26 protein-coding genes and 1 riboswitch are annotated in these 24,366 nt (G+C 57.2%); of the genes, 9 read left to right on the forward strand and 17 right to left on the reverse strand.

The window, feature by feature from the left end:
* The first annotated feature begins 12 nt into the window (after positions 1 to 12).
* Positions 13 to 423, forward strand: coding sequence for an acyl-CoA thioesterase (locus QMG15_RS11415; protein WP_281788698.1), 411 nt, complete (start codon positions 13 to 15; stop codon positions 421 to 423).
* 3 nt (positions 424 to 426) lie between these two features.
* On the opposite strand, the gene QMG15_RS11420 is transcribed toward QMG15_RS11415, so the two are convergent.
* The 5 genes from QMG15_RS11420 to QMG15_RS11440 are packed head-to-tail and all read right to left on the reverse strand — an operon-like array spanning position 427 to position 4,684.
* Entirely contained in the window at positions 427 to 909 is a 483-nt protein-coding gene (locus tag QMG15_RS11420; RefSeq protein ID WP_281788699.1) for a thioesterase family protein, read from the reverse strand.
* A 12-nt stretch (positions 910 to 921) separates the two neighbouring features.
* Positions 922 to 1,686, reverse strand: coding sequence for an enoyl-CoA hydratase (locus QMG15_RS11425; RefSeq protein WP_281788700.1), 765 nt, complete (start codon positions 1,684 to 1,686; stop codon positions 922 to 924).
* Between the two features lie 15 nt (positions 1,687 to 1,701).
* On the reverse strand, positions 1,702 to 2,151 hold the full coding sequence (locus QMG15_RS11430) for a DUF2147 domain-containing protein (protein WP_281790136.1): 450 nt from the start codon (positions 2,149 to 2,151) through the stop codon (positions 1,702 to 1,704).
* Positions 2,152 to 2,189: 38 nt separating this feature from the next.
* Entirely contained in the window at positions 2,190 to 3,986 is a 1,797-nt protein-coding gene (locus tag QMG15_RS11435; RefSeq protein ID WP_281788701.1) for an acyl-CoA dehydrogenase C-terminal domain-containing protein, read from the reverse strand.
* Between the two features lie 11 nt (positions 3,987 to 3,997).
* Positions 3,998 to 4,684 (reverse strand): TetR/AcrR family transcriptional regulator, encoded by a 687-nt coding sequence (locus QMG15_RS11440; protein ID WP_281788702.1) that lies wholly within the window; start codon positions 4,682 to 4,684, stop codon positions 3,998 to 4,000.
* Between the two features lie 67 nt (positions 4,685 to 4,751).
* On the opposite strand from QMG15_RS11440, the gene QMG15_RS11445 reads away from it, so the two are divergent.
* A complete protein-coding gene (locus tag QMG15_RS11445; protein ID WP_281788703.1) occupies positions 4,752 to 5,411 on the forward strand; it encodes a histidine phosphatase family protein in 660 nt (219 codons plus the stop codon).
* A gap of 9 nt (positions 5,412 to 5,420) precedes the next feature.
* Here the strand turns inward: QMG15_RS11445 and ruvB are convergent, their stop codons facing one another.
* Both ruvB and ruvA read right to left on the reverse strand, forming a co-directional pair.
* Positions 5,421 to 6,473 (reverse strand): Holliday junction branch migration DNA helicase RuvB, encoded by a 1,053-nt coding sequence (gene ruvB / locus QMG15_RS11450; RefSeq protein ID WP_108358372.1) that lies wholly within the window; start codon positions 6,471 to 6,473, stop codon positions 5,421 to 5,423.
* Between the two features lie 3 nt (positions 6,474 to 6,476).
* On the reverse strand, positions 6,477 to 7,049 hold the full coding sequence (ruvA, locus tag QMG15_RS11455; protein ID WP_108401876.1) for a Holliday junction branch migration protein RuvA: 573 nt from the start codon (positions 7,047 to 7,049) through the stop codon (positions 6,477 to 6,479).
* Positions 7,050 to 7,076: 27 nt separating this feature from the next.
* Here ruvA and QMG15_RS11460 point away from each other — a divergent pair, with 27 nt between their 5' ends.
* Genes QMG15_RS11460 through QMG15_RS11470 form a run of 3 tightly spaced genes read left to right on the forward strand, consistent with a single transcriptional unit; the run spans position 7,077 to position 10,052 of the window.
* Positions 7,077 to 8,036, forward strand: coding sequence for a PhoH family protein (locus QMG15_RS11460; protein WP_281788704.1), 960 nt, complete (start codon positions 7,077 to 7,079; stop codon positions 8,034 to 8,036).
* Between the two features lie 4 nt (positions 8,037 to 8,040).
* Positions 8,041 to 8,493: an rRNA maturation RNase YbeY gene (ybeY, locus tag QMG15_RS11465; protein WP_108358375.1), complete on the forward strand. Its 453-nt coding sequence runs from the start codon at positions 8,041 to 8,043 to the stop codon at positions 8,491 to 8,493.
* A 17-nt stretch (positions 8,494 to 8,510) separates the two neighbouring features.
* Positions 8,511 to 10,052: a glycosyltransferase family 39 protein gene (locus QMG15_RS11470; RefSeq protein ID WP_281788705.1), complete on the forward strand. Its 1,542-nt coding sequence runs from the start codon at positions 8,511 to 8,513 to the stop codon at positions 10,050 to 10,052.
* Positions 10,053 to 10,086: 34 nt separating this feature from the next.
* Here the strand turns inward: QMG15_RS11470 and dbpA are convergent, their stop codons facing one another.
* The 4 genes from dbpA to tyrS are packed head-to-tail and all read right to left on the reverse strand — an operon-like array spanning position 10,087 to position 14,197.
* Complete coding sequence (gene dbpA, locus QMG15_RS11475) at positions 10,087 to 11,499, reverse strand: ATP-dependent RNA helicase DbpA (protein ID WP_281788706.1); 1,413 nt, start codon at positions 11,497 to 11,499, stop codon at positions 10,087 to 10,089.
* On the reverse strand, positions 11,496 to 11,942 hold the full coding sequence (gene dtd / locus QMG15_RS11480) for a D-aminoacyl-tRNA deacylase (protein ID WP_281788707.1): 447 nt from the start codon (positions 11,940 to 11,942) through the stop codon (positions 11,496 to 11,498). The genes dbpA and dtd overlap by 4 nt, the downstream gene beginning before the upstream one ends.
* A 51-nt stretch (positions 11,943 to 11,993) precedes the next feature.
* Complete coding sequence (locus QMG15_RS11485) at positions 11,994 to 12,941, reverse strand: cation diffusion facilitator family transporter (protein ID WP_281788709.1); 948 nt, start codon at positions 12,939 to 12,941, stop codon at positions 11,994 to 11,996.
* Positions 12,942 to 12,964: 23 nt separating this feature from the next.
* Positions 12,965 to 14,197: a tyrosine--tRNA ligase gene (tyrS, locus tag QMG15_RS11490; RefSeq protein WP_281788710.1), complete on the reverse strand. Its 1,233-nt coding sequence runs from the start codon at positions 14,195 to 14,197 to the stop codon at positions 12,965 to 12,967.
* 120 nt (positions 14,198 to 14,317) lie between these two features.
* Here tyrS and QMG15_RS11495 point away from each other — a divergent pair, with 120 nt between their 5' ends.
* Both QMG15_RS11495 and QMG15_RS11500 read left to right on the forward strand, forming a co-directional pair.
* The gene (locus tag QMG15_RS11495) at positions 14,318 to 15,652 is read left to right on the forward strand and encodes a M23 family metallopeptidase (RefSeq protein WP_281788711.1); all 1,335 of its coding nucleotides are present in this window, start codon (positions 14,318 to 14,320) and stop codon (positions 15,650 to 15,652) included.
* Complete coding sequence (locus QMG15_RS11500; RefSeq protein ID WP_281788712.1) at positions 15,653 to 16,780, forward strand: anhydro-N-acetylmuramic acid kinase; 1,128 nt, start codon at positions 15,653 to 15,655, stop codon at positions 16,778 to 16,780.
* A gap of 18 nt (positions 16,781 to 16,798) precedes the next feature.
* Here QMG15_RS11500 and erpA read toward each other — a convergent pair whose 3' ends face one another.
* From erpA to rplM, 3 genes are all read right to left on the reverse strand, one after another.
* The gene (erpA, locus tag QMG15_RS11505) at positions 16,799 to 17,164 is read right to left on the reverse strand and encodes an iron-sulfur cluster insertion protein ErpA (RefSeq protein ID WP_108358382.1); all 366 of its coding nucleotides are present in this window, start codon (positions 17,162 to 17,164) and stop codon (positions 16,799 to 16,801) included.
* Positions 17,165 to 17,322: 158 nt separating this feature from the next.
* Entirely contained in the window at positions 17,323 to 17,715 is a 393-nt protein-coding gene (gene rpsI / locus QMG15_RS11510) for a 30S ribosomal protein S9 (RefSeq protein ID WP_104797055.1), read from the reverse strand.
* Between the two features lie 9 nt (positions 17,716 to 17,724).
* Complete coding sequence (gene rplM, locus QMG15_RS11515; RefSeq protein WP_104799524.1) at positions 17,725 to 18,153, reverse strand: 50S ribosomal protein L13; 429 nt, start codon at positions 18,151 to 18,153, stop codon at positions 17,725 to 17,727.
* 210 nt (positions 18,154 to 18,363) lie between these two features.
* Here rplM and rlmJ point away from each other — a divergent pair, with 210 nt between their 5' ends.
* Entirely contained in the window at positions 18,364 to 19,242 is an 879-nt protein-coding gene (gene rlmJ / locus QMG15_RS11520) for a 23S rRNA (adenine(2030)-N(6))-methyltransferase RlmJ (RefSeq protein ID WP_281788714.1), read from the forward strand.
* Positions 19,243 to 19,302: 60 nt separating this feature from the next.
* On the opposite strand, the gene metF is transcribed toward rlmJ, so the two are convergent.
* From metF to ahcY, 3 genes are read right to left on the reverse strand one after another with little or no spacing between them, the layout of a single operon-like run.
* The gene (gene metF / locus QMG15_RS11525; RefSeq protein WP_281788715.1) at positions 19,303 to 20,142 is read right to left on the reverse strand and encodes a methylenetetrahydrofolate reductase [NAD(P)H]; all 840 of its coding nucleotides are present in this window, start codon (positions 20,140 to 20,142) and stop codon (positions 19,303 to 19,305) included.
* 22 nt (positions 20,143 to 20,164) lie between these two features.
* On the reverse strand, positions 20,165 to 20,920 hold the full coding sequence (locus QMG15_RS11530) for a TlyA family RNA methyltransferase (protein ID WP_281788716.1): 756 nt from the start codon (positions 20,918 to 20,920) through the stop codon (positions 20,165 to 20,167).
* Between the two features lie 18 nt (positions 20,921 to 20,938).
* Complete coding sequence (ahcY, locus tag QMG15_RS11535; protein ID WP_281788717.1) at positions 20,939 to 22,372, reverse strand: adenosylhomocysteinase; 1,434 nt, start codon at positions 22,370 to 22,372, stop codon at positions 20,939 to 20,941.
* Positions 22,373 to 22,460: 88 nt separating this feature from the next.
* Positions 22,461 to 22,545: riboswitch (S-adenosyl-L-homocysteine riboswitch) on the reverse strand.
* A 107-nt stretch (positions 22,546 to 22,652) separates the two neighbouring features.
* On the opposite strand from ahcY, the gene QMG15_RS11540 reads away from it, so the two are divergent.
* Complete coding sequence (locus QMG15_RS11540) at positions 22,653 to 24,284, forward strand: peptide chain release factor 3 (RefSeq protein ID WP_281788718.1); 1,632 nt, start codon at positions 22,653 to 22,655, stop codon at positions 24,282 to 24,284.
* The last annotated feature ends 82 nt before the right edge of the window (positions 24,285 to 24,366 follow it).

Genomic DNA, 24,366 nt, shown 5'->3' on the forward strand with positions numbered 1-24,366 from the left:
TCGATTGTGCCTATGTCTCATTCCCCCAACCCTCATGCCGAACCACTGCCCACGGACCAAGAACTGGTCTTGAAGGTCATCCCCATGCCCGCCGATTGCAATGCCAATGGCGACATTTTCGGTGGCTGGGTGATGGCTCAGGTGGACTTAGCCGGTGCGGTGCTGCCCGCTCGCCATGCGCGCGGACGCTTTGCCACCATTGCGGTGAATCAGTTCATCTTCAAGCACCCTGTCAAAGTGGGCGACATCTTGAGCTTTTTCTCGCGTGTGCAACGCATTGGCAATACCTCCATCACCGTGCAAGTGGAAGTGTTTGCCGAGCGCTTCAGCTCGCAGGGCGAATACATGAAAGTGACCGAAGCCACCCTCACCTACGTGGCGATCGACAAAGATGGCAAGCCACGTGCCATTCCCAAAGACTGAGGGTTAAGAAACGATGTAGGCGCCTGTACCGGTGGACATCAGCGTGCCATCTGGTCCGCGAAACTCCATGCGCGAGGTGCCTACACGTGTGCCCACACGCAGCGCATGGGCGTGGATGGTGAAGTGCTCACCAATGCCGGGACGCAAATAGTCCACCCGCAAATCAATCGTGCCCAATTTGGCAAAGCGCTCTAAGCGCTCTGCGGGTGACTCTTTCATGTGCTTGGCGGCCAAGCAGGCCATCACAGCCGCGCTGCCAATGGCGTCTAGCACGGCACTGATGACGCCACCGTGAATGCGGTTATAGGCGTAGTGCCCCACCAGCTCTGGGCGCATATCGATACGGGCCACGACTTCTTCGGGCGTGACGCTCACCAGCTTCAAGCCCAGCGTGTGGTTGAAGACAATTTTTTCTTCATAGATTTGGCGAAAACCTTCGAGGTAATCAGGCTCAAACACGACGGCGTTGGCGAGTTGTTGCGGCATGCCGTGCGTCAGTCAAAGCTTCGAAAAATCGGGCTTGCGTTTTTCCATGAACGCGCCGAACGCTTCTTTGGCCGCAGGCTCTGTGAGCATGCGACCAAACGAAGCCGCCTCTTCGTTCATCTGCTTTTGCACCAGCTGAGCTTGACCCGCTTTCATCAAGCGTTTGGTTTCCAACAGCGATGACAAGGGCTTGGCCGCCAGCTTGCGTGCCTGCGCTTGCACATAGTTATTCACCTCCGTTGGCGGCAACACACGGTTGACCAAGCCCACTTCCAGTGCGGCCTCGGCCATGAAGGGCTCGCCCAACAGCAACGCTTCTGCCGCGCGGTGGTAGCCCATCATTTGCGGGGCCAGCAAGCTAGATGCGGCTTCAGGGCACACGCCCAAGTTGACAAACGGCATCGCAAACGCGGCGTTGTCACCGGCATAAACCAAATCGCAATGGAACAGCAGCGTGGTGCCAATGCCCACAGCGGGGCCCGCCACGGCGGCCAGCACAGGCTTGGGGAAAGCCGCGATGTTGCGCAACAAACGGAACACTGGCGCATCCAAGGTAGATGGCGGGTTGTTCAAAAAATCGGCGATGTCGTTGCCGGCACAAAACACAGTTTCGTGGCCTTGAAACACCAAGACGCGCACGCTCGGGTTGCTGTCCGCTTGCTCAACGGCATCGGCCAAGGCGGTGTACATCGCCGCAGTGAGAGAGTTCTTTTTGTCAACGCGGTTGAAGGTCAGGGTCATCACACCGCCATCGATGTGACTCAAAATTTCTGTCATGGCTTTCCTACTTAATTACTGCGCGCGCAACCAAATCTGCGTGCGATAAAACGGTCCGATATAGCCGCGTACTTGCAGCTTTTGGCCACCCTCTTTGGGCACCATTTTTACGGTGTATTCCTTGCCGTTTTCTGGATCCAAGATTTTTCCACCACCGGCCCATAAGAATTCACTGGAAGCATCAGACTTCACACCGCGGATGATTTCCATCCCAAGGATGCTTTGGTCTTTGCGGTCATCTTTGCAGTCTTCACACGTTTTCTTGGCGTTCGGGTCGTTGCGCAACGACTTGACGATGCGACCACTCAGCTCGCCCTCTTTTTCAACAATTTGGATTTCAGCTTTCGCCTCACCCGTTTTGTCGTCGATGTTGCGCCATGTGCCAACGGGCGTCATTTGTGCAAAGCTGCTACCGGCTGCCAACAGGGTAAGCCCCGCGAGGGTTTTCAAAATGCGTGTATTCATCATGTTTTGAATTTACCTGATTTCTAAGTGCATACAACTCAGGCAAATACTGCCTCTGTCTCCATCAGTACAGCCGAGCCTGCGCGCGCGGTGACCATGAGCGATGCGGTTTCTGGGAACAACTTGGCAAAGTAGAAACGCGCCGTTTGCACCTTGGCTTGGTAGAACGGATCGCGGTTGCCTTCGGCGATCTTTTGCAAGGCCACTTGGGCCATGCGCGCCCAGAAGTAGCCAAACACCAAATGGCCCGCCACGCGCAGGTAGTCCACCGCAGCGGCGCCCACTTCGTCAGCGTTCTCCATGGCTTTGTAGCCAATCTCGCCGGTGAACTGCGTCATCTGTTGGCCCAGCTTGGCCAGCGGGTTGATGAACTCGGCCATGTCTTCGTCACCTTGGGTCTCGGCCACCAGCTCGGCAATGTGTCTGCCAAACTTCTTGAGCGATGCGCCCTGGTTGCCCAACACCTTGCGGCCCAACAAGTCCAAGCTTTGGATGGTGTTGGTTCCTTCGTAAATCATGTTGATGCGGGCGTCGCGCACGTATTGCTCCATGCCCCATTCACGAATGAACCCATGACCACCAAACACCTGCATGCACGACGAGGTGGCCGTCCACGCGTTGTCGGTGATGAAGGCTTTGACGATGGGCGTGAGCAAGGCCACTTGCTCGGCAGACTCGGCACGCACCGTCTCGTCAGGGTGATTCAGTTCGCGGTCAATCAACAGGGCGCAATGCAGCGCCAATGCACGACCGCCTTCGGCGTAAGCGCGTGCGGTGAGCAACATCTTGCGCACATCGGGGTGCACCAAGATGCTGTCGGCGGGTTTACTGGGGTCTTTGGCGCCCGTCAGGCTGCGCGACTGAATGCGGTCTTTGGCATACGCCACGGCGTTTTGATACGCCACCTCGGTCAAGCCCAGTGACTGCATGCCCACGCCCACGCGCGCGGCATTCATCATCACAAACATGGCGGCCAAGCCCTTGTTGGGTTGGCCCACCATCGTGCCCACCGCGCCGTCCAACACCATCTGGCAGGTGGCGTTGCCGTGAATGCCCATCTTGTGCTCTAAGCCGCCGCAGTAAATGCCGTTGCGTTCGCCCAAGCTGCCATCGGCATGGATGTTGAACTTGGGCACCACAAACAAGCTGATGCCTTTGCTACCTGCAGGCGCATCGGGCAAGCGCGCCAACACCAAGTGCACGATGTTGCTCACCATGTCGTGCTCGCCCGCGCTGATGAAAATTTTGTTGCCTGTGATGCGGTACGTACCATCGGCTTGTGGCTCGGCTTTGGTACGCAAGAGGCCCAGGTCGGTGCCGCAATGCGGCTCGGTCAAACACATGGTGCCGGTCCATTCGCCGCTGGTGAGCTTGGGCAGGTACAGCGCTTTTTGGGCATCCGTGCCGTGTGCATGCAGTGCCTCGTAGGCGCCGTGTGTCAGGCCGGGGTACATGGTCCACGCTTGGTTGGCGCTGTTGAGCATTTCATAAAAACACTGGTTCACCACCACAGGCAGGCCTTGGCCGCCGTACTCGGGGTCGGCACTCAAGGCTGGCCAGCCGCCTTGTACGTATTGGTCATACGCGGCTTTAAAGCCATCGGGCGTTTTGACTTCGTGCGTGTCACGGTTGAGCGTGCAGCCTTGCTGGTCGCCCACTTGGTTGAGCGGGAAAATCACCTCTGACGCAAACTTTCCGCCCTCTTCCAACACGGCCGCAATGGTGTCAGCATCCATGTCGGCGTGCTTGGGCATTTGCTGGAGGTCGTTGGTGACGTGCAGCACCTCGTGCAGCACAAATTGCATGTCGCGCAGAGGTGGGGTGTAGCTGGGCATGGTGTGTCTCCTTACTTTTTGGATGAAGTGGTGCGCTTGGCGCTTGTTTTAATGACGGGTGTTGCGTCTCTTGCGCCATAGCGCTGCAAGATGTTTTCAAAACCTTTGAGGGTGCGCGCCAACGATTTGGAAGAGCGTAAGAACCGGGCTTCGTATTGCAGGGCCAAGATGAGGCCATGCAACTCAAACACCATTTGCTCGGCGTCGATGTCTGCCGCCAAATGGCCTTCGTCACGTGCTTGCACCACCGTGCGGTACACCGCCGCCAGCCAAGTTTTGACCGAGCTGGCCAAGGCGTCGCGCACGGGTCCGGGTCGGTCATCAAACTCCGCAGCACCGCTGATGTAGAGGCAGCCTGAATCAATCTCAGCCGAGGTGCGCTTGGTCCAGTTGGCAAACAGTTGGCGCAAGCGAGGCAAACCGCGGTCAGCTTGCAGGATGGGCAAAAAAACTTCGTGTTCAAAGCGTTGGTGGTATTCACGCACCACCGAAATTTGCAACTCTTCGCGCGAGCCAAAGTGGGCAAACACGCCCGACTTGCTCATGCGCGCCACCTCGGCCAAAGCGCCGATGCTCAAACCCTCTAAGCCAATTTGTGTGGCCAAGCCCAAAGCGGCGTCCACAATGGCGGCTTTGGTTTGCTGGCCTTTTTGAAGGGCCCGGCTTTCAGAGGCGGCAGTTTGACGAGATGCGGTCATACGAAATTCAAGAAAAGAACGATCGTGCTATTTTGCATGAAAAACAAGCCATCTAAACTTCACAGCCATGCAAGCCACAAGAATTCTCGCCATAAGACATGGGGAAACCCCTTGGAATGTCGACACCCGCATTCAAGGCCAACTCGACATCGGCCTCAACGACACAGGCAAATGGCAGGCCCAACGCGTGGGCCACGCCCTGCGTGAAGAACACATCGCTGCGATTTACAGCAGTGACTTGGTGCGTGCTTTTGAAACCGCACAAGCCATCGCGCAAAGTCACGCACGCGCAGCCCAGCTTTCAGTGGTCGGGCACACCGGTTTGCGCGAGCGCCACTTTGGGCACTTGCAAGGTCAAACTTGGGCAGAGATTGAGAGTGGCTGGCCTGCAGACGCCAAGCTCTGGCGCGGGCGTGACCCGCATTGGTCGCCGGTGGGCGGTGAGTCACTCACGGCCTTGCGCGAACGCATTCGCCGCTGTGTGGATGAATTGGCCAGCCAACACCTAGGCGGACAAATCGTGCTGGTGGCCCACGGGGGTGTGATGGATGCGTTGTACCGCTTGGCCACCAATCAGTCCGTGGAAGCACCACGTACATGGCACCTGGGCAATGCCGCCGTCAACCGCTTGCTGTGGACGCCTCAGGGCTTGAGCCTCGTGGGCTGGGGCGATGTGTCGCACTTTGACGATGCACACGGCTCGCCGCGCGACGAGACCACCACTTAAAACGCTGGCTTAATCGGCGGACACCTCGCCAATCGCCTTGGGCGGCGTGACACCCAAGTGGCGATAGGCCGCCAACGTGGCCATGCGGCCTCGTGGTGTGCGTTGCAAAAAACCTTGCTGAATCAGATACGGCTCAATCACGTCTTCAATGGTGTCGCGCTCTTCGCCGATGCTGGCGGCAATGTTGTCTAGACCCACGGGGCCGCCGTCAAAACGGTGAATCACCGCCTCCAACAATTTGCGGTCCATCAAGTCAAAACCTTGCGGATCCACATCCAACATGGCCAATGCGCGTTTGGCAATGTCTTCGGTGATGCGGCCTGTGCCCTTCACATCGGCATAGTCGCGCACGCGGCGCAGCAAGCGGTTGGCAATGCGGGGCGTGCCGCGTGAGCGACGCGCAATCTCAAAGCCCCCTTCCACATCCATCGGCGTGTCCAGCAAGCCCGCGCTGCGCACCACGATGCGTTGCAGCTCTTCTGCGGTGTAAAACTCAAGGCGCGACACAATGCCAAAGCGGTCGCGCAGTGGGTTGGTCAACATGCCTGCGCGTGTGGTGGCGCCCACCAAGGTGAAGGGCTGCAAATCAAGCTTGATGCTGCGTGCCGCTGGGCCTTCACCAATCATGATGTCGATTTGGTAGTCCTCCAACGCGGGATACAAAATCTCTTCCACCACGGGCGAAAGGCGGTGAATTTCGTCGATGAACAACACATCGTTTTTCTCAAGGCCAGTCAGCAGCGCCGCCAAGTCTTTGGGCTTTTCCAACACCGGGCCACTGGTGGAACGCAAGTTCACACCCAGCTCTTGCGCAATGATGTGGCTCAGTGTGGTCTTACCCAAACCGGGTGGGCCAAACAGCAACACGTGGTCGAGCGCTTCGTTGCGCATCTTGGCCGCACCAATGAAGATTTCAAGCTGTTCGCGCACCTTCATCTGGCCCACGTACTCTTGCAGCAGCTTGGGGCGCAAAGCGCGCTCAATGGCCTCTTCGTTGGGAGACACGGGCGCGGCAGACACCACACGTGGCGTAGGGGCGAAGTCGTCAGTTTGAATGCTCATGGTTTATTTGGCCAACGATTTCAAAGCCAGCTTGATGCCATCGCTCACACCCACATCGGCGGGCAAGACCTTGAGTGCAGCAGCGGCTTCTTTGTCGTTGTAGCCCAAGGCCAGCAGCGCTTGCAAGATGTCGCTTTGATGGTCGGGCGCAGAAAACATATTGGGGCCAAGGTCTGCGCCCAACTTGCCCTTGAGTTCCAAGAGCAAACGCTCTGCCGTTTTTTTGCCAATGCCCGGCACTTTGGTGAGACGCGCCGCATCTTGGTCAGACACCGCACGCGCCAGCTCGTCAGCGCTCAAGCCACTCAAGATGCCAAGGGCCATGCGAGGCCCAACGCCTGAGATTTTGATGAGCAAGCGAAACGTGGCACGCTCAGAAGCGGTGCCAAAACCAAACAAAATTTGGGCGTCTTCGCGCACCACAAAGTGCGTCAGCAACGACACTTTTTCGCCAGTGGCGGGTAGGTTGTAAAACGTACTCATGGGCACATCGACTTCGTAGCCCACGCCGTTGCAGTCCACCAAAACTTGGGGTGGATTTTTCTCGCTGAGGATGCCTGTTAACTTGCCTATCATTGGGGGACCTTTTTAGGGATTATCGACTTGATTCTTCGCCACACCTTCACCCCGCATAACAACACCCGTTTGTCGCATCTGTGCGGCCCTACCGACGAGCATTTGCGCACCATCGAACTGGCCTTGGACGTGAAAATCGCCCACCGCCACGAGCAGTTCAAAGTGGACGGCCACAAAGCCAAAGCCACCCGTGCCCTGGAGGTGCTGCAAGCCTTGTATGAACGCGCCGCCAAAGCCATCCCCCCCGAACAAGTGCAGCTCATGCTCGCGGGTGACAGTGCGATGGAGGAAGAGAACATCCCCACGCTGCAAACCCGCCGCACCGATTTGCGCGCACGCACACCCACACAGGCGGCCTACCTCGACAACATTGCTGCGCACGACATCAGCTTTGGCATTGGCCCAGCGGGTACAGGCAAAACCTATTTGGCCGTGGCCTGCGCGGTCGATGCGCTGGAGCGCAGCGCTGTGCAACGCATTGTTTTGACACGCCCCGCCGTGGAAGCCGGCGAAAAACTGGGGTTCTTGCCCGGCGACTTGGGCCAAAAAGTCGATCCGTATTTGCGCCCTTTATATGACGCGCTGTATGACCTGATGGGCTATGACCGCGTGCAAAAAGCGTTTGAACGCAATGCAATTGAAATTGCGCCACTCGCCTTCATGCGAGGCCGCACGCTCAACAACGCTTTTGTCATCTTGGACGAAGCGCAAAACACCACGCCCGAGCAAATGAAGATGTTCCTCACCCGCATTGGCTTTGGTGCCAAAGCGGTGGTCACGGGGGATGTGAGCCAGATTGACTTACCCAAGGGTCAGCTCAGCGGCTTGATTGATGCAGAGCGCGTGTTGAAACGCGTCAAAGGCATCTCGGTCACCCGCTTCACCAGCGCTGATGTGGTGCGTCACCCACTGGTGGCCCGCATCGTGGATGCCTATGACGCACAGCGCACGGCGACCACCGGCGCCCCTTCACGCAAACAATCTTAAAAACATGGCCCTGCCCACCTTAGACCTCACCCTGCAATTTGGCGATGTGCCCTACGCCGCGCGCCACCGCGCGGCATTGCCCCGCGCTTTTGTGAACCGTTGCATCCGCCACGCGTTGGCACATGACGCAGAAATGACCGTGCGCATCGTCAACGCTGAAGAAGGCCAAGCCTTGAACAGCAGCTATCGCAAAAAAGACTACGCCACCAATGTGTTGACGTTTGACTATGCACAAGCCCCTATGGTGATGGCCGACCTCGTGCTGTGCGCCCCCGTCGTGGCACGCGAGGCCAAAGAGCAAGGCAAGTCGCTGCAAGAACACTACGCCCATTTGTTGATTCACGGTGCGCTGCACGCCCAAGGCTACGACCATGAAACCTCTGAGGCCGACGCCAATGAAATGGAAACACTTGAGATGTTCATCATGGCAGCCCTCGGCCTGCCTTGCCCTTATTGATTGACCACGCTGCTCACATGAACGCACCGCTTTCTCCGTCATTGATTCGTTTGCTGCTATGGACTGGCGTGTTGTCGCTCTTGGTGCGCACATGGATTGGCGTGACATTCCCTATCACCGGCGATGAAGCGTATTTCTACTGGTGGGGTGTTTATCCCGACTGGGGCTATTACGACCACCCGCCCATGGCCGGCTGGGCCATTGCTGCCATGCTGACATTGTTTGGTGACACCACGTTTGCCATGCGTATTCCTGCCCTGTTGTTACCGACGGCTTTGGGGGCTGCTTTGTGGTGGGGGTTCTCGAACGTGGACCGCGAGAAAACAGCTTGGGCCATTGTGTTGTTCTGGCTCACGCCCATCAACTGGCTGAATGCGCTCATCACCACCGATACGCCTTTGATTTTTTGGTCCGTGTTGTCCATCTGCGCTTTGGTTCGTGCCGAGCAACGCGCGCATCAAGACCGCAACACTTACGCGCTACACGCCTTGAGCGGCTTGTTTTTAGGTCTTGCATTTCTGTCCAAATACTTTGCAGTCGTGATCGGCTTCGCGTATTTTGTGTACTTCATGGCGTTCCGCCGCGAACGCTGGTTGGGTTTGGCGCTGTTGGTTCTGGCGGCCACACCAGGCCCATTGGTGAACCTGTGGTGGAACATGGGCCACGGATGGGCCAACATCATGTTCAACGTCTACAACCGCAACCAAGGCGAAGTGTTTGCATGGCATAAACCTGCGCTGTATCTGCTGACATGGGTGTATCTACTCACGCCAGGGTTTGTGTGGTTTGCATGGAAAGAGCGGACAGCGATGGTGGCGTTCGCGCGCCAACATAAATTACTGGCCACACTCATCGTTGTGCCACTGGCATTCTTTGCGCTCATCGCTGTCAAAAAAGTGGTGGGCTTACATTGGGTGCTCAACTTCTACCCCTTGTTCTTTGTGTGGCTCGCGTTTGCGCTACCCCTTGCGCAAGTCAAACGCACCAGCCAATGGATGGCGGTGTTCTTAGGCGTGCATCTGGTCGCTGTGGCGGCGATGTACAGCACACAACTCGCTGACTGGAAAAGCGTCAAGATTTACCCGGAGATTGTGCGAAGCTACCGCACACAAGAACTGTTGGCGCAGGTGCAAGCCCCCAACACGGTGCTGATGGCCACGTCGTACACACCCGCCTCCATCTACGGTCAAACACTCAAAACCTATGTGCCGGTGTTTGGCACAGGCAGCTTCCATGCACGTCAAGATGACCTGTTGGTCAATTTCGCCGACTTTGACGGCAAGACCGTGCGCATCATTGGATTTAGCCAGCCCAACTTAGACGCGTACCGCGCTTACTTTGACAGCGTGTCGCTCATCACGGTGTCGCAAGACGGCGTGCCGTTTTATGCCGTTGAGGGGAAAAACTTCAAGTGGACGGTCTACCGTGACACGGTGCTCAAAGACATCTTTCAAACGCGCCACCGAATTCCCTCATGGTTGCCCATGACAGGGTGTCCCTTCTGTCAGCACTACTGTGGCGAGGTACGCTGCAGCAACTTGAGCGACTCAGCAGACTGAGCCGCGCTTGCGTGTATCGGCACGCAGAGGCCAATCAACGCCCAGAAGCGTCTTCGAGTAAACGGACCTTCACCGTTTTACCTTTGACACGGCCCTCGCTCAGGCGCTTGACAGCCTCACGTGCAATGCTGCGCGCCACCGCCACGTAGGTAGAGAACTCATTCACATTGATCTTGCCCACTTGCTCTTTGGCAAAGCCGGCATCGCCGGTCAGTGCGCCCAACACGTCGCCGGCACGAATCTTTTCTTTGCGACCACCCACAATTTGCAGCGTCGCCATGGGCGGCTGCAAGATGCCGCCTGCGGCTGGCGTGAGGCTGCTGAGCGGTGCCCATGTGGACTCGCGGTTTTGCAACTGTTCAATCTTGCCCACGTTGCCCATCTCGTCCATGCTGGCCAGTGACAAGGCCAACCCCTCGGCATCGCCACGACCTGTGCGGCCAATGCGGTGAATGTGCACCTCGGGGTCAGGCGTCACGTCCACGTTGATGACGGCTTCTAAATTGGCCACATCCAAGCCACGCGCCGCCACATCGGTGGCCACCAACACCGAGCAACTGCGGTTGGCAAACTGCACCAGCACTTGGTCACGCTCGCGTTGTTCAAGTTCACCAAACAAGGCCAAAGCGCTGAAGCCTTGCGCTTGCAACACCGTCACCAAATCGCGGCATTGCTGTTTGGTGTTGCAAAACGCCAAGGTCGATTCAGGCCGGAAGTGGTTCAGCAGTTGCGACACAGCATGCAAACGCTCGTTGTTACTCACCTCATAAAAAATTTGTTTGATTTTTTGTGCGTCGTGTTGCGCTTGCACCTTGACGGTTTGCGGCTCGCGCATGAATTGCGAGGCGAGCTTGGCAATGCCTTCCGGGTAAGTGGCAGAGAACAACAAGGTTTGACGATCTTTGGGGCACTGGCGCGCCACCTTGGCGATGTCATCAAAGAAACCCATGTCCAACATACGGTCAGCTTCATCGAGCACCAACATTTTTAAGCCTTGCAGGCTGAGCGAGCCGCGCTCCAAGTGGTCCATGATGCGGCCGGGCGTACCCACCACCACATGCGCACCGTGTTCGAGGCTGACGGTCTGCCCACGCAAGGCCACACCGCCACACAAGGTGACCACTTTGATGTTGCCCACAGCACGAGCCAAGCGGCGAATTTCTTGCGTCACTTGATCGGCCAATTCGCGAGTGGGGCACAGCACCATAGCTTGCGCATCGAACTGCGCAGGGTCGAGCTTTTCAACCAAAGGGATGCCAAACGCGGCCGTCTTGCCGCTGCCGGTGCTGGCTTGCGCAATCAAATCGCGACCTGCCAAAGTCAGGGGCAAGCTCGCAGCTTGAATAGGGGTCATCTGGGTGTAGCCCAGCTGCGTCAAGTTATCGAGAGAAGAGGCCGCGAGGCTCAGGGAAGCAAAGGTCGTAGCGGTATTTTTTAAATCGGTCATGCACCGATTATCGTGATTGGGATGGTCACAGGGCCATCGTTCACCAAATGCACTTTCATGTCTGCGCCAAAGATGCCCGTTTGCACCTGCGGGTGCTGCGCTTTGTCTTGCGCCACAAAGGCGTCGTACAAGCGCCGGCCCTCTTCGGCGGGGGCAGCGCTGGTGAAGCTGGGGCGAGTGCCGCTGCTGGTGTCTGCGGCCAAGGTGAACTGGCTCACCACCAACAAACCGCCGTGCACATCGCTCACGCTGCGGTTCATCTTGCCTGCTTCGTCGTAAAACACGCGCAGCTTCAAAATTTTGTCGAGCATTTTTTGGCCCACCGCTTCGGTGTCGCCTTTCTCGGCACACAGCAGTATCAACAAGCCTTGTGCAATCTCACCGACAGTTTGACCGTCCACCACCACACGGGCTTCGCTCACGCGTTGTAAAACTGCTTTCATTCATGTCTCTTTCTGAGGGCCTCGGTTCGCAACCTTGGCATGCCGCGTGGCTTAGTTCACATCGAGCGGGTCGTCCAGATGCGCTTCCACATCGTTGGGCAGCAACTGAATGGTGGCGCGCAAACCGGGCACCGCTTTCATCAACGATTGCTCCACATTGGCGCGAAACATGGCGGCACGCCCCAGCGTCCACTCGGCAGGCATGTGCATGTGCAAGTCCACAAAGCGACGTTGGCCTGCTTTGCGCGTGATGATGTGATCGAAACGCACGAGGTGCGTGTGGTCGGCACCTGTCTCTTCATGGACCATCGACAGGTTGTGCAACACCGTGTTGATTTGCGCCAGCACCTCGGGCTCGACTGCTTCATCCATCAAGCCTTGTGAGGCACCCCAAATCAAATGCCAGCCTTCTTTGAGGATGTTCAATGCAACGCCAATCGCGACCACAGCATCCAACCACAGCCAACCGCTGTAGCTGACCAACGCAATACCAACCACCACACCGGCAGAGGTCCACACATCCGTCACCAAATGGCGCGCATCGGCCTCTAGCGCAATCGAGCGGTGTGTTTTGGCCGCACGAAACATGACCCAAGCCAGCAAACCATTCAGCGCAGAACTGGCCACAGACAAGGCCAAACCAATACCTACTTGCTCTAAGGGCTGGGGGTCAAAGATGCGGCGCCCCGCTGCCCACATGATGCCCAGCGCGGCAACCACGATGAGGATGCCTTCAAAGCCCGATGAAAAATACTCAGCCTTGTGGTGACCATAAGGATGGTCTTCGTCCGCAGGCATAGCAGCGACCGTGACCATCATCAAACCAAAGATGGCGCTGGCTAAGTTCACCAGCGACTCCATCGCGTCGGACAACAAACCCACCGAATCGGTGAGGTGCCATGCCAAGGTTTTGAGTGCGATGGTGATGCACGCCACCACGACCGAGGCCCAAAGCAAGCCTTTGGGCGAGAGCCATTTTTCAAGCGTCCGAGTGTTCATGCGCGCAGTCTAGTGGCGGCCGATTAAGCCAATGTGACACGCGCAAATTTGCGCTTGCCCACTTGCACCACAAACGTTCCGGCATCGAGCTTCAAGCCTTTGTCGTTGACCACGCTGGAGTCCACTCGCACACCACCGCCGTCAATCAAACGGTTGGCTTCGCTACTGGAAGGTGCCAAGCCTGCCGCTTTGAGCAAGGCGCCAATGCCCATGGGTGCGCCGCTGAGCGACACCTCTGGAATTTCATCGGGCACGCCGCCTTTGCTGCGGTTGATGAAGTCTTGTTCAGCCGCATCCGCAGCTGCTGCACCGTGGAAACGTGCCGTGATTTCTTTGGCCAAGGCCACCTTGGCGTCTTTGGGATTGCGACCGCCTTCGATTTCTTTTTTCAAGGCCTCGATGTCAGCCATCGACTTGAACGACAGCAAGGTGTACCAGCGCCACATGAGCACGTCAGAGATGGACAACACCTTGGCAAACATGGTGTTCGGTTCTTCACTGATGCCGATGTAGTTGTTCTTGGACTTGGACATTTTTTCAACGCCATCCAAACCTTCGAGCAAAGGCATGGTCAAGATGCACTGCGCTTCTTGGCCGTACTCGGCCTGCAAATGGCGACCCATGAGCAAGTTGAATTTTTGGTCGGTACCGCCCAATTCCAAATCAGACTTCAAGGCCACCGAGTCGTAGCCCTGCATCAGCGGGTACAAAAACTCATGCACGCTGATGGGCGTGTTGGCGTGGAAGCGATCGTGAAAGTCGTTGCGCTCCATCATGCGCGCCACGGTGTACTTGGACGCGAGCTGAATCATGCCCATGGAGCCCAGCGGAATACACCATTCGCTGTTGTAGCGAATTTCGGTTTTGGCGGGGTCGAGCACCAACGAGGCTTGCTTGTAATACGTCTCAGCGTTCACCTTGATTTGCTCAGGCGTGAGCGGCGGGCGCGTGCTGTTGCGGCCTGATGGGTCGCCAATCAAACTGGTGAAGTCGCCAATCAAAAAGATGACTTGATGCCCCAAGTCCTGCAACTGGCGCATCTTGTTCAACACCACCGTGTGGCCAATGTGAATGTCGGGTGCCGTTGGGTCCAAGCCCAATTTGATGCGCAGGGGTTGGCCCGTGGCTTCGGAGCGCGCGAGCTTTTTGACCCAAGCGTCTTCGGGAATCAGCTCTTCGCAGCCGCGCTTGGTCACAGCCAAGGCTTCGAGGACGCGATCGGTGACAGGGTGGTTTTGTAAAGATGCTTGATTCATAAGGATTTTTTACCGTGCAAGGTATACTCACCGGTTTGGTGTTTGAGCCTGATTTTAGAGGCCCAAACCTTGAGGCCCTGGGCTCAGTCCCCGCCTTTTACCTACTGCCGGAGAAATACCTTGCAGCAATTCTTTTCTTTGTGGGCCACACGCCTGCAAAACTGCTTTCAAACCCACCCCCGTCGCGTCATGGCTGGCGTGGCTGTCGCGCTCTCCGTGGTCGGTGGCGGGGCATTTGCGGTGGCGAGCTTGGATGCGGGCGTCGCCAGCATGCCGCTTCGCCAAGTGGTGGAAAACGTCAACACCGTCACGTTTCCTAATTTATGGGCTGACAAGCCCTTGCAACTGTTCCGCTCAGACCTGACGCGCTCAAGCGACACGGCCGACAGTTTGCTCTCACGCCTCGGCCTGAGTGACCCAGAGGCCGCGGCTTACCTGCGCAACGCACGGACAGCACGCCAACAGCTCATGGGTCGCGCCGGACGCATGGTGAGCGTGGAAGGCGATGCCGAGCACCGCCTCACCCGCTTGACCGCACGCTGGGCCAATGACGACGGGGAAAACTTCACCCGTTGGATCATGGAGCGCAACGCCGAAGGTTTTGTGGCGCGCGAAGAAACCGCACGCCTGAACGTCGGCACACGCATGGGCAACGGCACGATTCAAAGCTCACTCTTTGCAGCCACGGATGATGCAAATATTCCCGACAGCGTGGCCAGCCAGTTGGCTGACATCTTTGCTGGCGACATCGACTTTCACCGCGCTCTGCGCAAAGGCGACCGCTTCGCCGTGGTGTACGAATCGCTGGAAGCCGATGGCGAGGTGCTGCGCACAGGCCGCGTGTTGTCTGCAGAATTTGTGAACAACGGCAAAACACACCAAGCGTTTTGGTTCCAAGAAGCCAATGCCAAAGAAGGCGGCTACTACAACGCCGACGGCATCAGCCTGCGACGCGCCTACTTGGCATCGCCCCTCGCGTTCTCGCGCATGACCAGTGGCTTCAAGATGCGTTTTCATCCCATCTTGCAAACTTGGCGCGCCCACCTCGGCGTCGATTACGCAGCGCCCACTGGCACCGCCGTGCGCAGCGTAGGCCAAGGCATTGTGGACGTGGCCGGCACGCAAGGCGGCTTTGGCAATGTGGTGATGGTCAAGCACGCCAATGGTCACACCACGGTGTACGCGCACTTGAGCCGCATCCACGTCAAACGCGGTCAGTCGGTCATGCAGGGCCAGACCCTGGGTTTGGTCGGCGCCACAGGCTGGGCCACAGGCCCACACCTGCACTTTGAATTCCGCGTGAATGGTCAGCACAAAGACCCGATCACCATGGCACGCCAAAGCGTATCGGTGGAAGTGTCTGCTGCTGCTCGCGAGCAATTCAAACGCCACGCCACCCTGGCCAAGATTGACTTGACCGCAGCGGCCAGCACCCAAATCAGCCGCGCTGAATAAATGTCTGCGTCTGCAGCATCACCGCAGCTTTTCATTGGCTTGATGTCGGGCACGTCGCTCGACGGCGTGGACGGTGTGTTGGCAGACTTCAGCGGCCCGCAACCACGGGTGTTGGCACACCACGCCATGCCCTTTGCGCCAGCATTGAAACAAGAACTGCTGGCACTCAACACCCCATCTGACAACGAACTGCACCGTGCGGCATTGGCCGCCAACGGCTTGGTGCGCGTGTATGCGCAAACTGTGCAAGCGTTATTGAGTGACACACAAACACCCGCCCGCGATGTGTGCGCCATCGGCGCCCACGGCCAAACCGTGCGCCACCAACCGGGCGCGTTTGATGGCACGGGCTACACGCTGCAGCTCAACAACCCAGCCCTCTTGGCCGAGCTCACCGGCATTGATGTGGTGGCTGATTTCCGCAGCCGCGATGTGGCAGCCAGCGGTCAAGGTGCCCCGCTCGTGCCCGTGTTTCACCAAGGCATCTTTGGTCAACCCAACCAAACAGTAGGCGTGCTGAACATCGGTGGCATTGCCAACCTCAGCGTGTTGCACGCCAACGGCGATGTGCTGGGCTTTGATTGCGGTCCAGGCAACGCCCTGCTGGACCATTGGTGCCAACAACACACCGGCGACGCCTTTGACAACAACGGCGCATGGGGCGCCAGCGGCAGCGTGATAGAGCCCTTGCTGCAAGCCATGTTGGCCGAACCTTTTCTGCACCAAGCGCCCCCAAAAAGCACGGGACGCGATTTGTTTCACCCCACCTGGCTGACACACCAACTCAGCGGCGACGTCAATGCAAACCCCGCCGATGTGCAAGCCACTCTGACGGAGTTCACCGCACGTGCCTGCGTGAACGATGTGCGGCGCCATGCGGCAGAGGCGTCGGAGCTCATTGTGTGTGGCGGTGGTGCGTTGAATGGTTTGCTGATGCAGCGCTTGCAAGCGGGCTTACCCAGCGTGCGTGTGTTGTCGTCCGCTGAACGCGGCATGCCGCCTTTACAAGTGGAGGCCGCCGCCTTTGCATGGCTGGCTCGTCAAACCGTGCGGGGCCTGCCAGGCAACTTGCCAAAAGTAACGGGCGCACAAGGCGCCCGCATACTGGGTGGAATTTTTAAAGCCTGAGCTTTAGGGATCTATCGATCAGGCTGAGAACGACGAGCCGCAGCCGCAGGTCGATGTCGCGTTCGGGTTCTTGATGACGAACTGAGCGCCTTGCAAGTCTTCTTTGTAGTCAATCTCAGCGCCCACCAAGTATTGGTAGCTCATCGCGTCAACCAACAAAGACACGCCGTTTTTATTGATGGTGGTGTCGTCTTCGTTCACGATTTCATCAAACGTGAAACCGTATTGAAAGCCTGAGCAGCCGCCGCCTTGCACGAACACGCGCAACTTCAATTCAGGGTTGCCTTCTTCCGCAATCAAGTCCGCCACCTTGGCAGCTGCGCTGTCGGTGAAGACGAAAGGGGATGGCATTTCTGTTTGGATGTTTTCTGCAACTGCGCTCATGTGAGGACTCCTGAATCAATGCGTAAAAGTATATCGCTTTACTCGGGTATAGCACTGCACAAGGCCCGAGAAACGCTATTGCCGATGGGGGCATTCGCCCGACAACAAAAAAGCCGCAAGGGCGAACCCATGCGGCTTTTGGCAAAACAGAAAGCGGATTAACGCTTGCTGAACTGCTTGCGGCGGCGAGCAGAGTGCAAGCCAACCTTTTTACGTTCCACTTCGCGAGCATCGCGAGTCACGTAACCGGCTTGTGACAGGACGGGCTTCAAAGCTGCGTCGTAGTCGATCAAAGCGCGGGTAATACCGTGACGCACTGCACCAGCTTGGCCAGACTCACCACCGCCGTGCACGTTGACTTGAATGTCAAACGCTTCGCCGTTGTTGGTCAGCATCAAGGGTTGCTTCGAAATCATGATCGAGGTTTGACGGCCGAAATATGCGGCGATGTCTTTACCGTTGATCGTGATTTTGCCGGAGCCCTTTTTCAGAAACACGCGAGCGACGCTTGATTTGCGACGGCCGGTGCCGTTGTTCCATTCACCAATCATTTCGGCTCCTTAGATGTCCAGCACTTTAGGCTGTTGTGCGGTGTGAGGGTGCTCTGCACCGCCGTACACCTTGAGCTTTTTGATCATGGCGTAACCGAGTGGGCCTTTGGGCAACATGCCCTTGACAGCCTTCTCAATCGCGCGGCCAGGGTGTTTGGCTTGCAGATCGCGGAAATTTGTTGCAGTGATACCGCCGGGGTAACCCGAGTGACGGTAGTACACCTTGTCCAAAGACTTGGTACCAGTGACCTTGATCTTGGAAGCGTTGATGATGACGATGAAGTCACCTGTATCGACGTGGGGTGTGTAAATGGCTTTGTGTTTGCCGCGCAAACGGAGAGCAACTTCGCTGGCTACTCGTCCGAGCACCTTATCGGTGGCGTCAATCACAAACCACTCATGCACCACGTCAGCGGGTTTTGCGCTGAATGTAGACATAGTTAAATCCTAAAAGGAGAGTTGGTTTGTAGGGTCCTTTTCCACGGTCGGCGTTCTTCTGTTGAGAACCTCTTAGGTGGGATGTGCCTTTTTCAAAGCCTCTGCCGCGGGACCACTCGAACGCTGCATAGCCAAAGATTATAAGCAAAATCAAGCGCTTAGCGCAAATTTGGCCCAAACAAGGCGATTTGGCGGGTTACCATCCCAGTTATGTTCAGTTATCGCCACGCTTTTCACGCCGGAAACCACGCCGACGTCCTCAAACACCTCACTTTGATTGCCACTTTGAAGCATTTGATGCACAAAGACGCGGGCATTCAGTTTGTGGACACGCATGCCGGCGCGGGCCTGTACCGCCTGGACGGCGACTATGCCGAAAAAAGTGGCGAAGCCGCCGAAGGCATTTTGAAGGTGCTCAACCTCAAAGGCCCTGCCGCCTTGACCGACTACCTAGAGATGGTGGCCAGTTTCAACGCCAAAGGCAGCCACAAGATTTACCCAGGCTCGCCTTTCATCATTCACAAGCTGCTGCGCCACGAAGCGCGCGACCGCTTGAAGCTGTTTGAACTGCATCCGACTGACCACAAATCACTCGCGGGCAATATTCAGCAGCTCGAAGCGGGCCGCACGGTCAGCGTCACACGCGCCGATGGCTTTGAATCGCTCAAGGCTTTGCTGCCACCGCCGGTATCTAGCAGCGGCTCACGCCGCACCTGCGTGCTGATTGACCCCAGCTACGAAATCAAGAACGACTACTACCGCGTGATCGATTGCATTCAAGACAGCTTGAAGCGCTTTGCCACCGGCACCTACATCGTGTGGTACCCCATCGTGCCGCGCCCTGAAGCGCACGACTTGCCACGCAAGCTCAAAGGCCTGTGCAGCCAAGCCAAAAAGCCATGGCTGCATGCCACCTTGGCCATCGGCCGCAAAACGGGGGGCAATGACGCGGGCTTAAGCGCCAGCGGCATGTTCATCGTCAACCCGCCCTTCACATTGAAGCCTTTGTTGAACGAAGCGCTACCCGTGGTGGAAGAAGCCTTGGCACGCGGCCCCGGTCGGGGCTGGGTGGTGGAGTCGGGTGGCTAAGCTGCTTGCACGCGCATAAAAAAGGCCTCGCAATGCGAGGCCTTTTACTTGGACAATCCCTTAGACACCAAGGCCTAAGTTTTTGCAGATCGCCAACGTTGGGACGCTTTGATTCATGCTGTAGAAATGCAAACCTGGCGCACCACCTGCACGTAACTGGTCACACAAATCAGTCACCACATCCAAGCCAAAGGCTTTGATGGACGCGAGGTCATCCCCAAACCCAAGCAAACGCAAACGAATCCAACGTGGAATCTCAGCACCACAGGCATCGGAGAAGCGCAACAACTGCGACGAGCTGGTGATGGGCATGATGCCGGGCACCACGGGGATGTGCACACCAAGCTTATCGGCATCTTCCACAAAACGGAAATACGCATCGCTGTTGTAAAAGTACTGTGTGATGGCCGAGTCTGCGCCCGCCTTTACTTTGGTGGCAAAGGCTTGCAAATCAGCCTCGGCTGATTTGGCTTGCGGATGAATCTCTGGATAAGCGGCCACTTCAATACCGAAATCGTCACCCGTCTCTGCGCGAATAAAAGCCACCAAATCGCTGGCGTAGTGAAACTCACCACCTGCGCCATAGCCGCTGGGCAAGTCGCCACGCAAGGCCACCAAGCGCTTCACGCCCATGGCTTTGAACTCGGCCAATTGCTGACGCACACTGTCGCGCGTGGCACCAATGCACGAGAAGTGCGAGGCGGCAGGCACGCCTTCGCTCAAGATTTCTTTCAAGGTAGAAATCGTGCCCGCTTGGGTCGAACCACCTGCGCCATAGGTGACCGAACAAAACTGCGGTTGGAGCGGGTACAGGGCCTGACGCACCGCGCGCAACTTCTCTGCACCCTCTGGCGTTTTAGGTGGAAAAAACTCAATGCTCAAGCTGTTGTTCGCGTTCATATCTGTCTCACGTGTTGGCGCGTCATGCACGACGCGCACCAATCCAAAATTCCTTGTTGCCATCGCCACCGGCAATGGCGCTGGGCCAATAGCCCAACACTTCTAAATTCAATGCTGCGCAAGCCTCGCGCAATCGCGCCTCGACCTGCACATAGCTGGCTTCGTCCTTGACCAAGCCACCTTTGCCAATGTCGCTGGGCTGCAGTTCAAACTGCGGTTTGACCAACATCAGCAGCGCGCCGCCCTTTTTCAGCAAAGGCAGCAACGCGGGTAATACCAAGGTGAGTGAGATGAAAGACAAATCACCCACCACCAAATCAAATCCTAGGGCCACATCGGGCACACGCGCATCGTTCACTTCTAACTCGCGGGCGTTGATGCGTTCCACACACACCACACGCGCATCGTCGCGCAAACGAGGATGCAACTGGCCATGCCCCACATCCAGCCCCACCACTTGCGCAGCACCTTGCTGCAACAAGCAATCGGTGAAGCCACCGGTGCTTTGCCCCACATCGAGGCAGCGCAAACCTTGGGCTGACAAGCCGCTGCTGTGCAACGCACCTTCGAGCTTTAAACCACCGCGAGACACATAGCGCGCCTCGGCGGTGTCCAGCAAACGCACTTCACAGGGCAGTGGCAGCTCGTCACCATTTTTGGAAACGCGTTGCCACGGCTTGGTGCCCAACCGCCACTCGACGCCCGAGGCTATCAACCGCTGCGCTTGAGAGCGCGAAGCGGCTAAACCACGTTCGAGAAGTAGCTGGTCGGCACGCATCCGTGAAGTGCGAAGTGCTTAGTAGCGGTAAGTGTCGGCTTTGTAGGGGCCGTTCTTAGACACGCCGATGTAAGCCGCTTGCTCGTCGGTCAATTCGGTCAGCTGTGCGCCAACTTTCTTGAGGTGCAAACGTGCCACTTTTTCGTCGAGGTGCTTAGGCAACACATAGACCTTGCCCGCTTCGTATTGGTCTTGCTTGGTGAACAACTCGATCTGAGCGATCGTTTGGTTCGCAAAGCTGGAGCTCATCACAAAGCTGGGGTGGCCAGTGGCGCAACCCAAGTTCACCAAGCGGCCTTTGGCCAACAAAGTGATCTTCTTGCCATCAGGGAAGATGACGTGGTCGACTTGAGGCTTGATCTCGTCCCACTTGCACTTCTCCAACGAAGCCACATCGATTTCGTTGTCGAAGTGACCGATGTTGCACACGATGGCTTCGTCTTTCATCGCGGCCATGTGCTCGTAGCGGATCACGTTCTTGTTGCCGGTGGCCGACACGAAGATGTCGCACTTGTCAGCGGCGTATTCCATGGTGACCACTTTGTAGCCTTCCATGGCAGCTTGCAAGGCGTTGATCGGGTCGATCTCGGTCACCCACACTTGGGCGCTCAAAGCGCGCAAGGCTTGGGCTGAACCTTTGCCCACGTCACCGTAGCCAGCCACGCAAGCCACTTTGCCAGCGATCATCACGTCGGTGGCGCGCTTGATGGAGTCCACCAAAGATTCGCGGCAGCCGTACAGGTTGTCAAACTTGCTCTTGGTCACTGAGTCGTTCACGTTGATGGCGCGGAACATCAAGCTGCCTTTGGCGGCCATTTCGTTCAAGCGCAACACGCCAGTGGTGGTCTCTTCGGTCACGCCGATGATGTGCGCACCTTTGCGGCTGTACCAAGTGGGGTCCACAGCCAATTTGGCTTTGATGGCGTTGAACAAACAAGTTTCTTCTTCGCTGGTGGGGTTGGCGATCAAAGACGCATCGGTTTCAGCGCGCTTGCCCAAGTGCATCAACAACGTGGCATCACCGCCGTCGTCCAAGATCATGTTGGGGCCTTCGCCTTCAGCACCTTTGGCGCCGAATTCAAAAATGCGGTGGGTGTAGTCCCAGTACTCAGCCAAGGTTTCGCCTTTGGTGGCGAACACAGGAATGCCCGCTTCGGCAATCGCAGCAGCAGCGTGGTCTTGGGTTGAGAAGATGTTGCAAGAAGCCCAACGCACGTCAGCGCCCAAAGACTTCAAGGTTTCGATCAGCACAGCCGTTTGAATGGTCATGTGCAAAGAGCCGGTCACGCGAGCGCCTTTCAAAGGCTGCGCTTTGGCGAACTCTTCGCGGATGGCCATCAAACCGGGCATTTCGGTTTCGGCAACTTTGATTTCTTTGCGGCCCCAAGCGGCCAAAGACATGTCGGCCACGATGTAATCGGCGGCGGCGTTGGTTTTAAGAACAGCGTTCATGAATAAATACTCCAAACAGTGGGTCAAACCAATGTCAGGGCGCGACAAGCATTCATGAAGATTCACGAGGTGCTCACCTCACGTTGACAGTGGGTGAGCGCGGTTGGAAACCCGAGCCTCGCCTGATGAATAGACCTGTTGCAGGTCCGCAGGCTGCAGCGCTCCTCGGATAGCCAAGATTTTAAACGAACTTCTAAAACCCCTGCTTCACCACGGACCCAGCGCTATGATTCCCGCCTTGATTTGCCATTTTTAGGCACTCCCTTTTTATAGTGACCCCATGAGCTCCTTTCTGAACGAAGTGCGCCGTCGCCGCACCTTTGCCATCATTTCTCACCCTGACGCGGGTAAAACCACGCTGACCGAAAAGCTGTTGCTGTTCTCGGGCGCGATTCAAATTGCGGGCGCCGTCAAAGGCCGCAAAGCCAGCCGCCACGCCACCTCGGACTGGATGGAGATTGAGAAGCAACGCGGCATTTCGGTGGCCTCGTCGGTCATGCAGATGCTGTACCGCGACCACGTCATCAACCTGCTCGACACCCCTGGCCACAAAGACTTCTCGGAAGACACCTACCGCGTGCTCACCGCCGTGGACTCGGCCTTGATGGTGATTGATGCGGCCAACGGTGTGGAAGCACAAACACGACGCCTGATTGAGGTGTGCCGTCAGCGCGACACGCCCATCATCACGTTTGTGAACAAGATGGACCGCGAAGTGCGCGACCCCCTCGACATCCTCGACGAAGTCGAACGCGAACTCGGCATGCCCTGCGTGCCCATGACCTGGCCTGTGGGCCAAGGCAAGCTGTTTGGCGGCATCATCAACTTGCGCACGCAAGCCATGACCGTGTTTGACTCCGGCTCCGAACGCTTGCCCCAAGACTTTGAAACCCACCCGCTGACCGAACAAGACAAACTCGCCGAGCGCTTTGGTTTGGAATGGGCCTCCGCCATGGAAAGCATGGAGCTGGCTACGGGCGCCTCGCCAAAGTTCGACAAAGAAGCGTTCTTGGCTGGCAAACAAACCCCCGTGTTCTTTGGCTCGGGCGTGAACAACTTTGGTGTGATGGAAGTGCTCGACGCCTTGGTCGACCTCGCCCCCTCCCCTCGCCCACGCTTGAGCCATCTTGTCGTCAACAAGCAAGCCATTGAGAAAACCATTCAGCCCGAAGATGAAGGCTTCGCAGGCGTGGTGTTCAAGGTGCAAGCCAACATGGACGCCAACCACCGCGACCGCATTGCCTTTGTGCGCGTGGCCTCGGGCAAGTTCACCCCTGGCATGAAGCTGAAGGTGCAACGCACCGCCAAAGAACTGCGCCCCACCAGCGTGGTGACCTTCATGTCGCAACGCCGCGAAGCGGTGGAAGAAGCCTATGCCGGCGACATCATCGGTTTCACCACCCACGGCGGCGTGCAGCTGGGCGACACCATCACCGATGGACCGGCCTTGCAATTCACCGGCCTGCCATTCTTCGCGCCCGAGTTGTTCATGACGGTGATTTTGAAAAACCCATTGCGCACCAAGCAACTGCAACAGGGCTTGGACCAGCTGGGTGAAGAAGGCGCGATTCAGGTATTCAAGCCCGAGGCTGGCGGCGCCATGCTGCTGGGCGCTGTGGGCCAATTGCAGTTTGAAGTGGTGCAACACCGCTTGAAAGCCGAGTACGACTGCGATGTGAAGCTAGAAAGCTGTCAGTACACGGGTGCGCGCTGGATCACGGCGGACACACCAGCTGAGCTGCGTGAGTTCACCTATGCCTATCCACAGCGCATGGCGTTGGATGCGGCCAATACGTTGGCGTATTTATGCACGTCGCCTTATGACGTGCGACTGGCGCAGGAACGCTTTCCTAAGATTCATTTCCATCCTTTGCGTGAGCACGCTGGGTTGGCTTTGTCTACTGCGGGTTGAGTTGTTGCTTTTGTAGTGAAGAGAGGCTCAGTGGCATTGCCCTAGGCTCCTCTTCGCTGCGCTCAGAATGTCGCTACGGGCA

The organism is Limnohabitans sp. INBF002 (assembly GCF_027924905.1).
In the GTDB taxonomy this organism is placed as follows: domain Bacteria; phylum Pseudomonadota; class Gammaproteobacteria; order Burkholderiales; family Burkholderiaceae_C; genus Limnohabitans.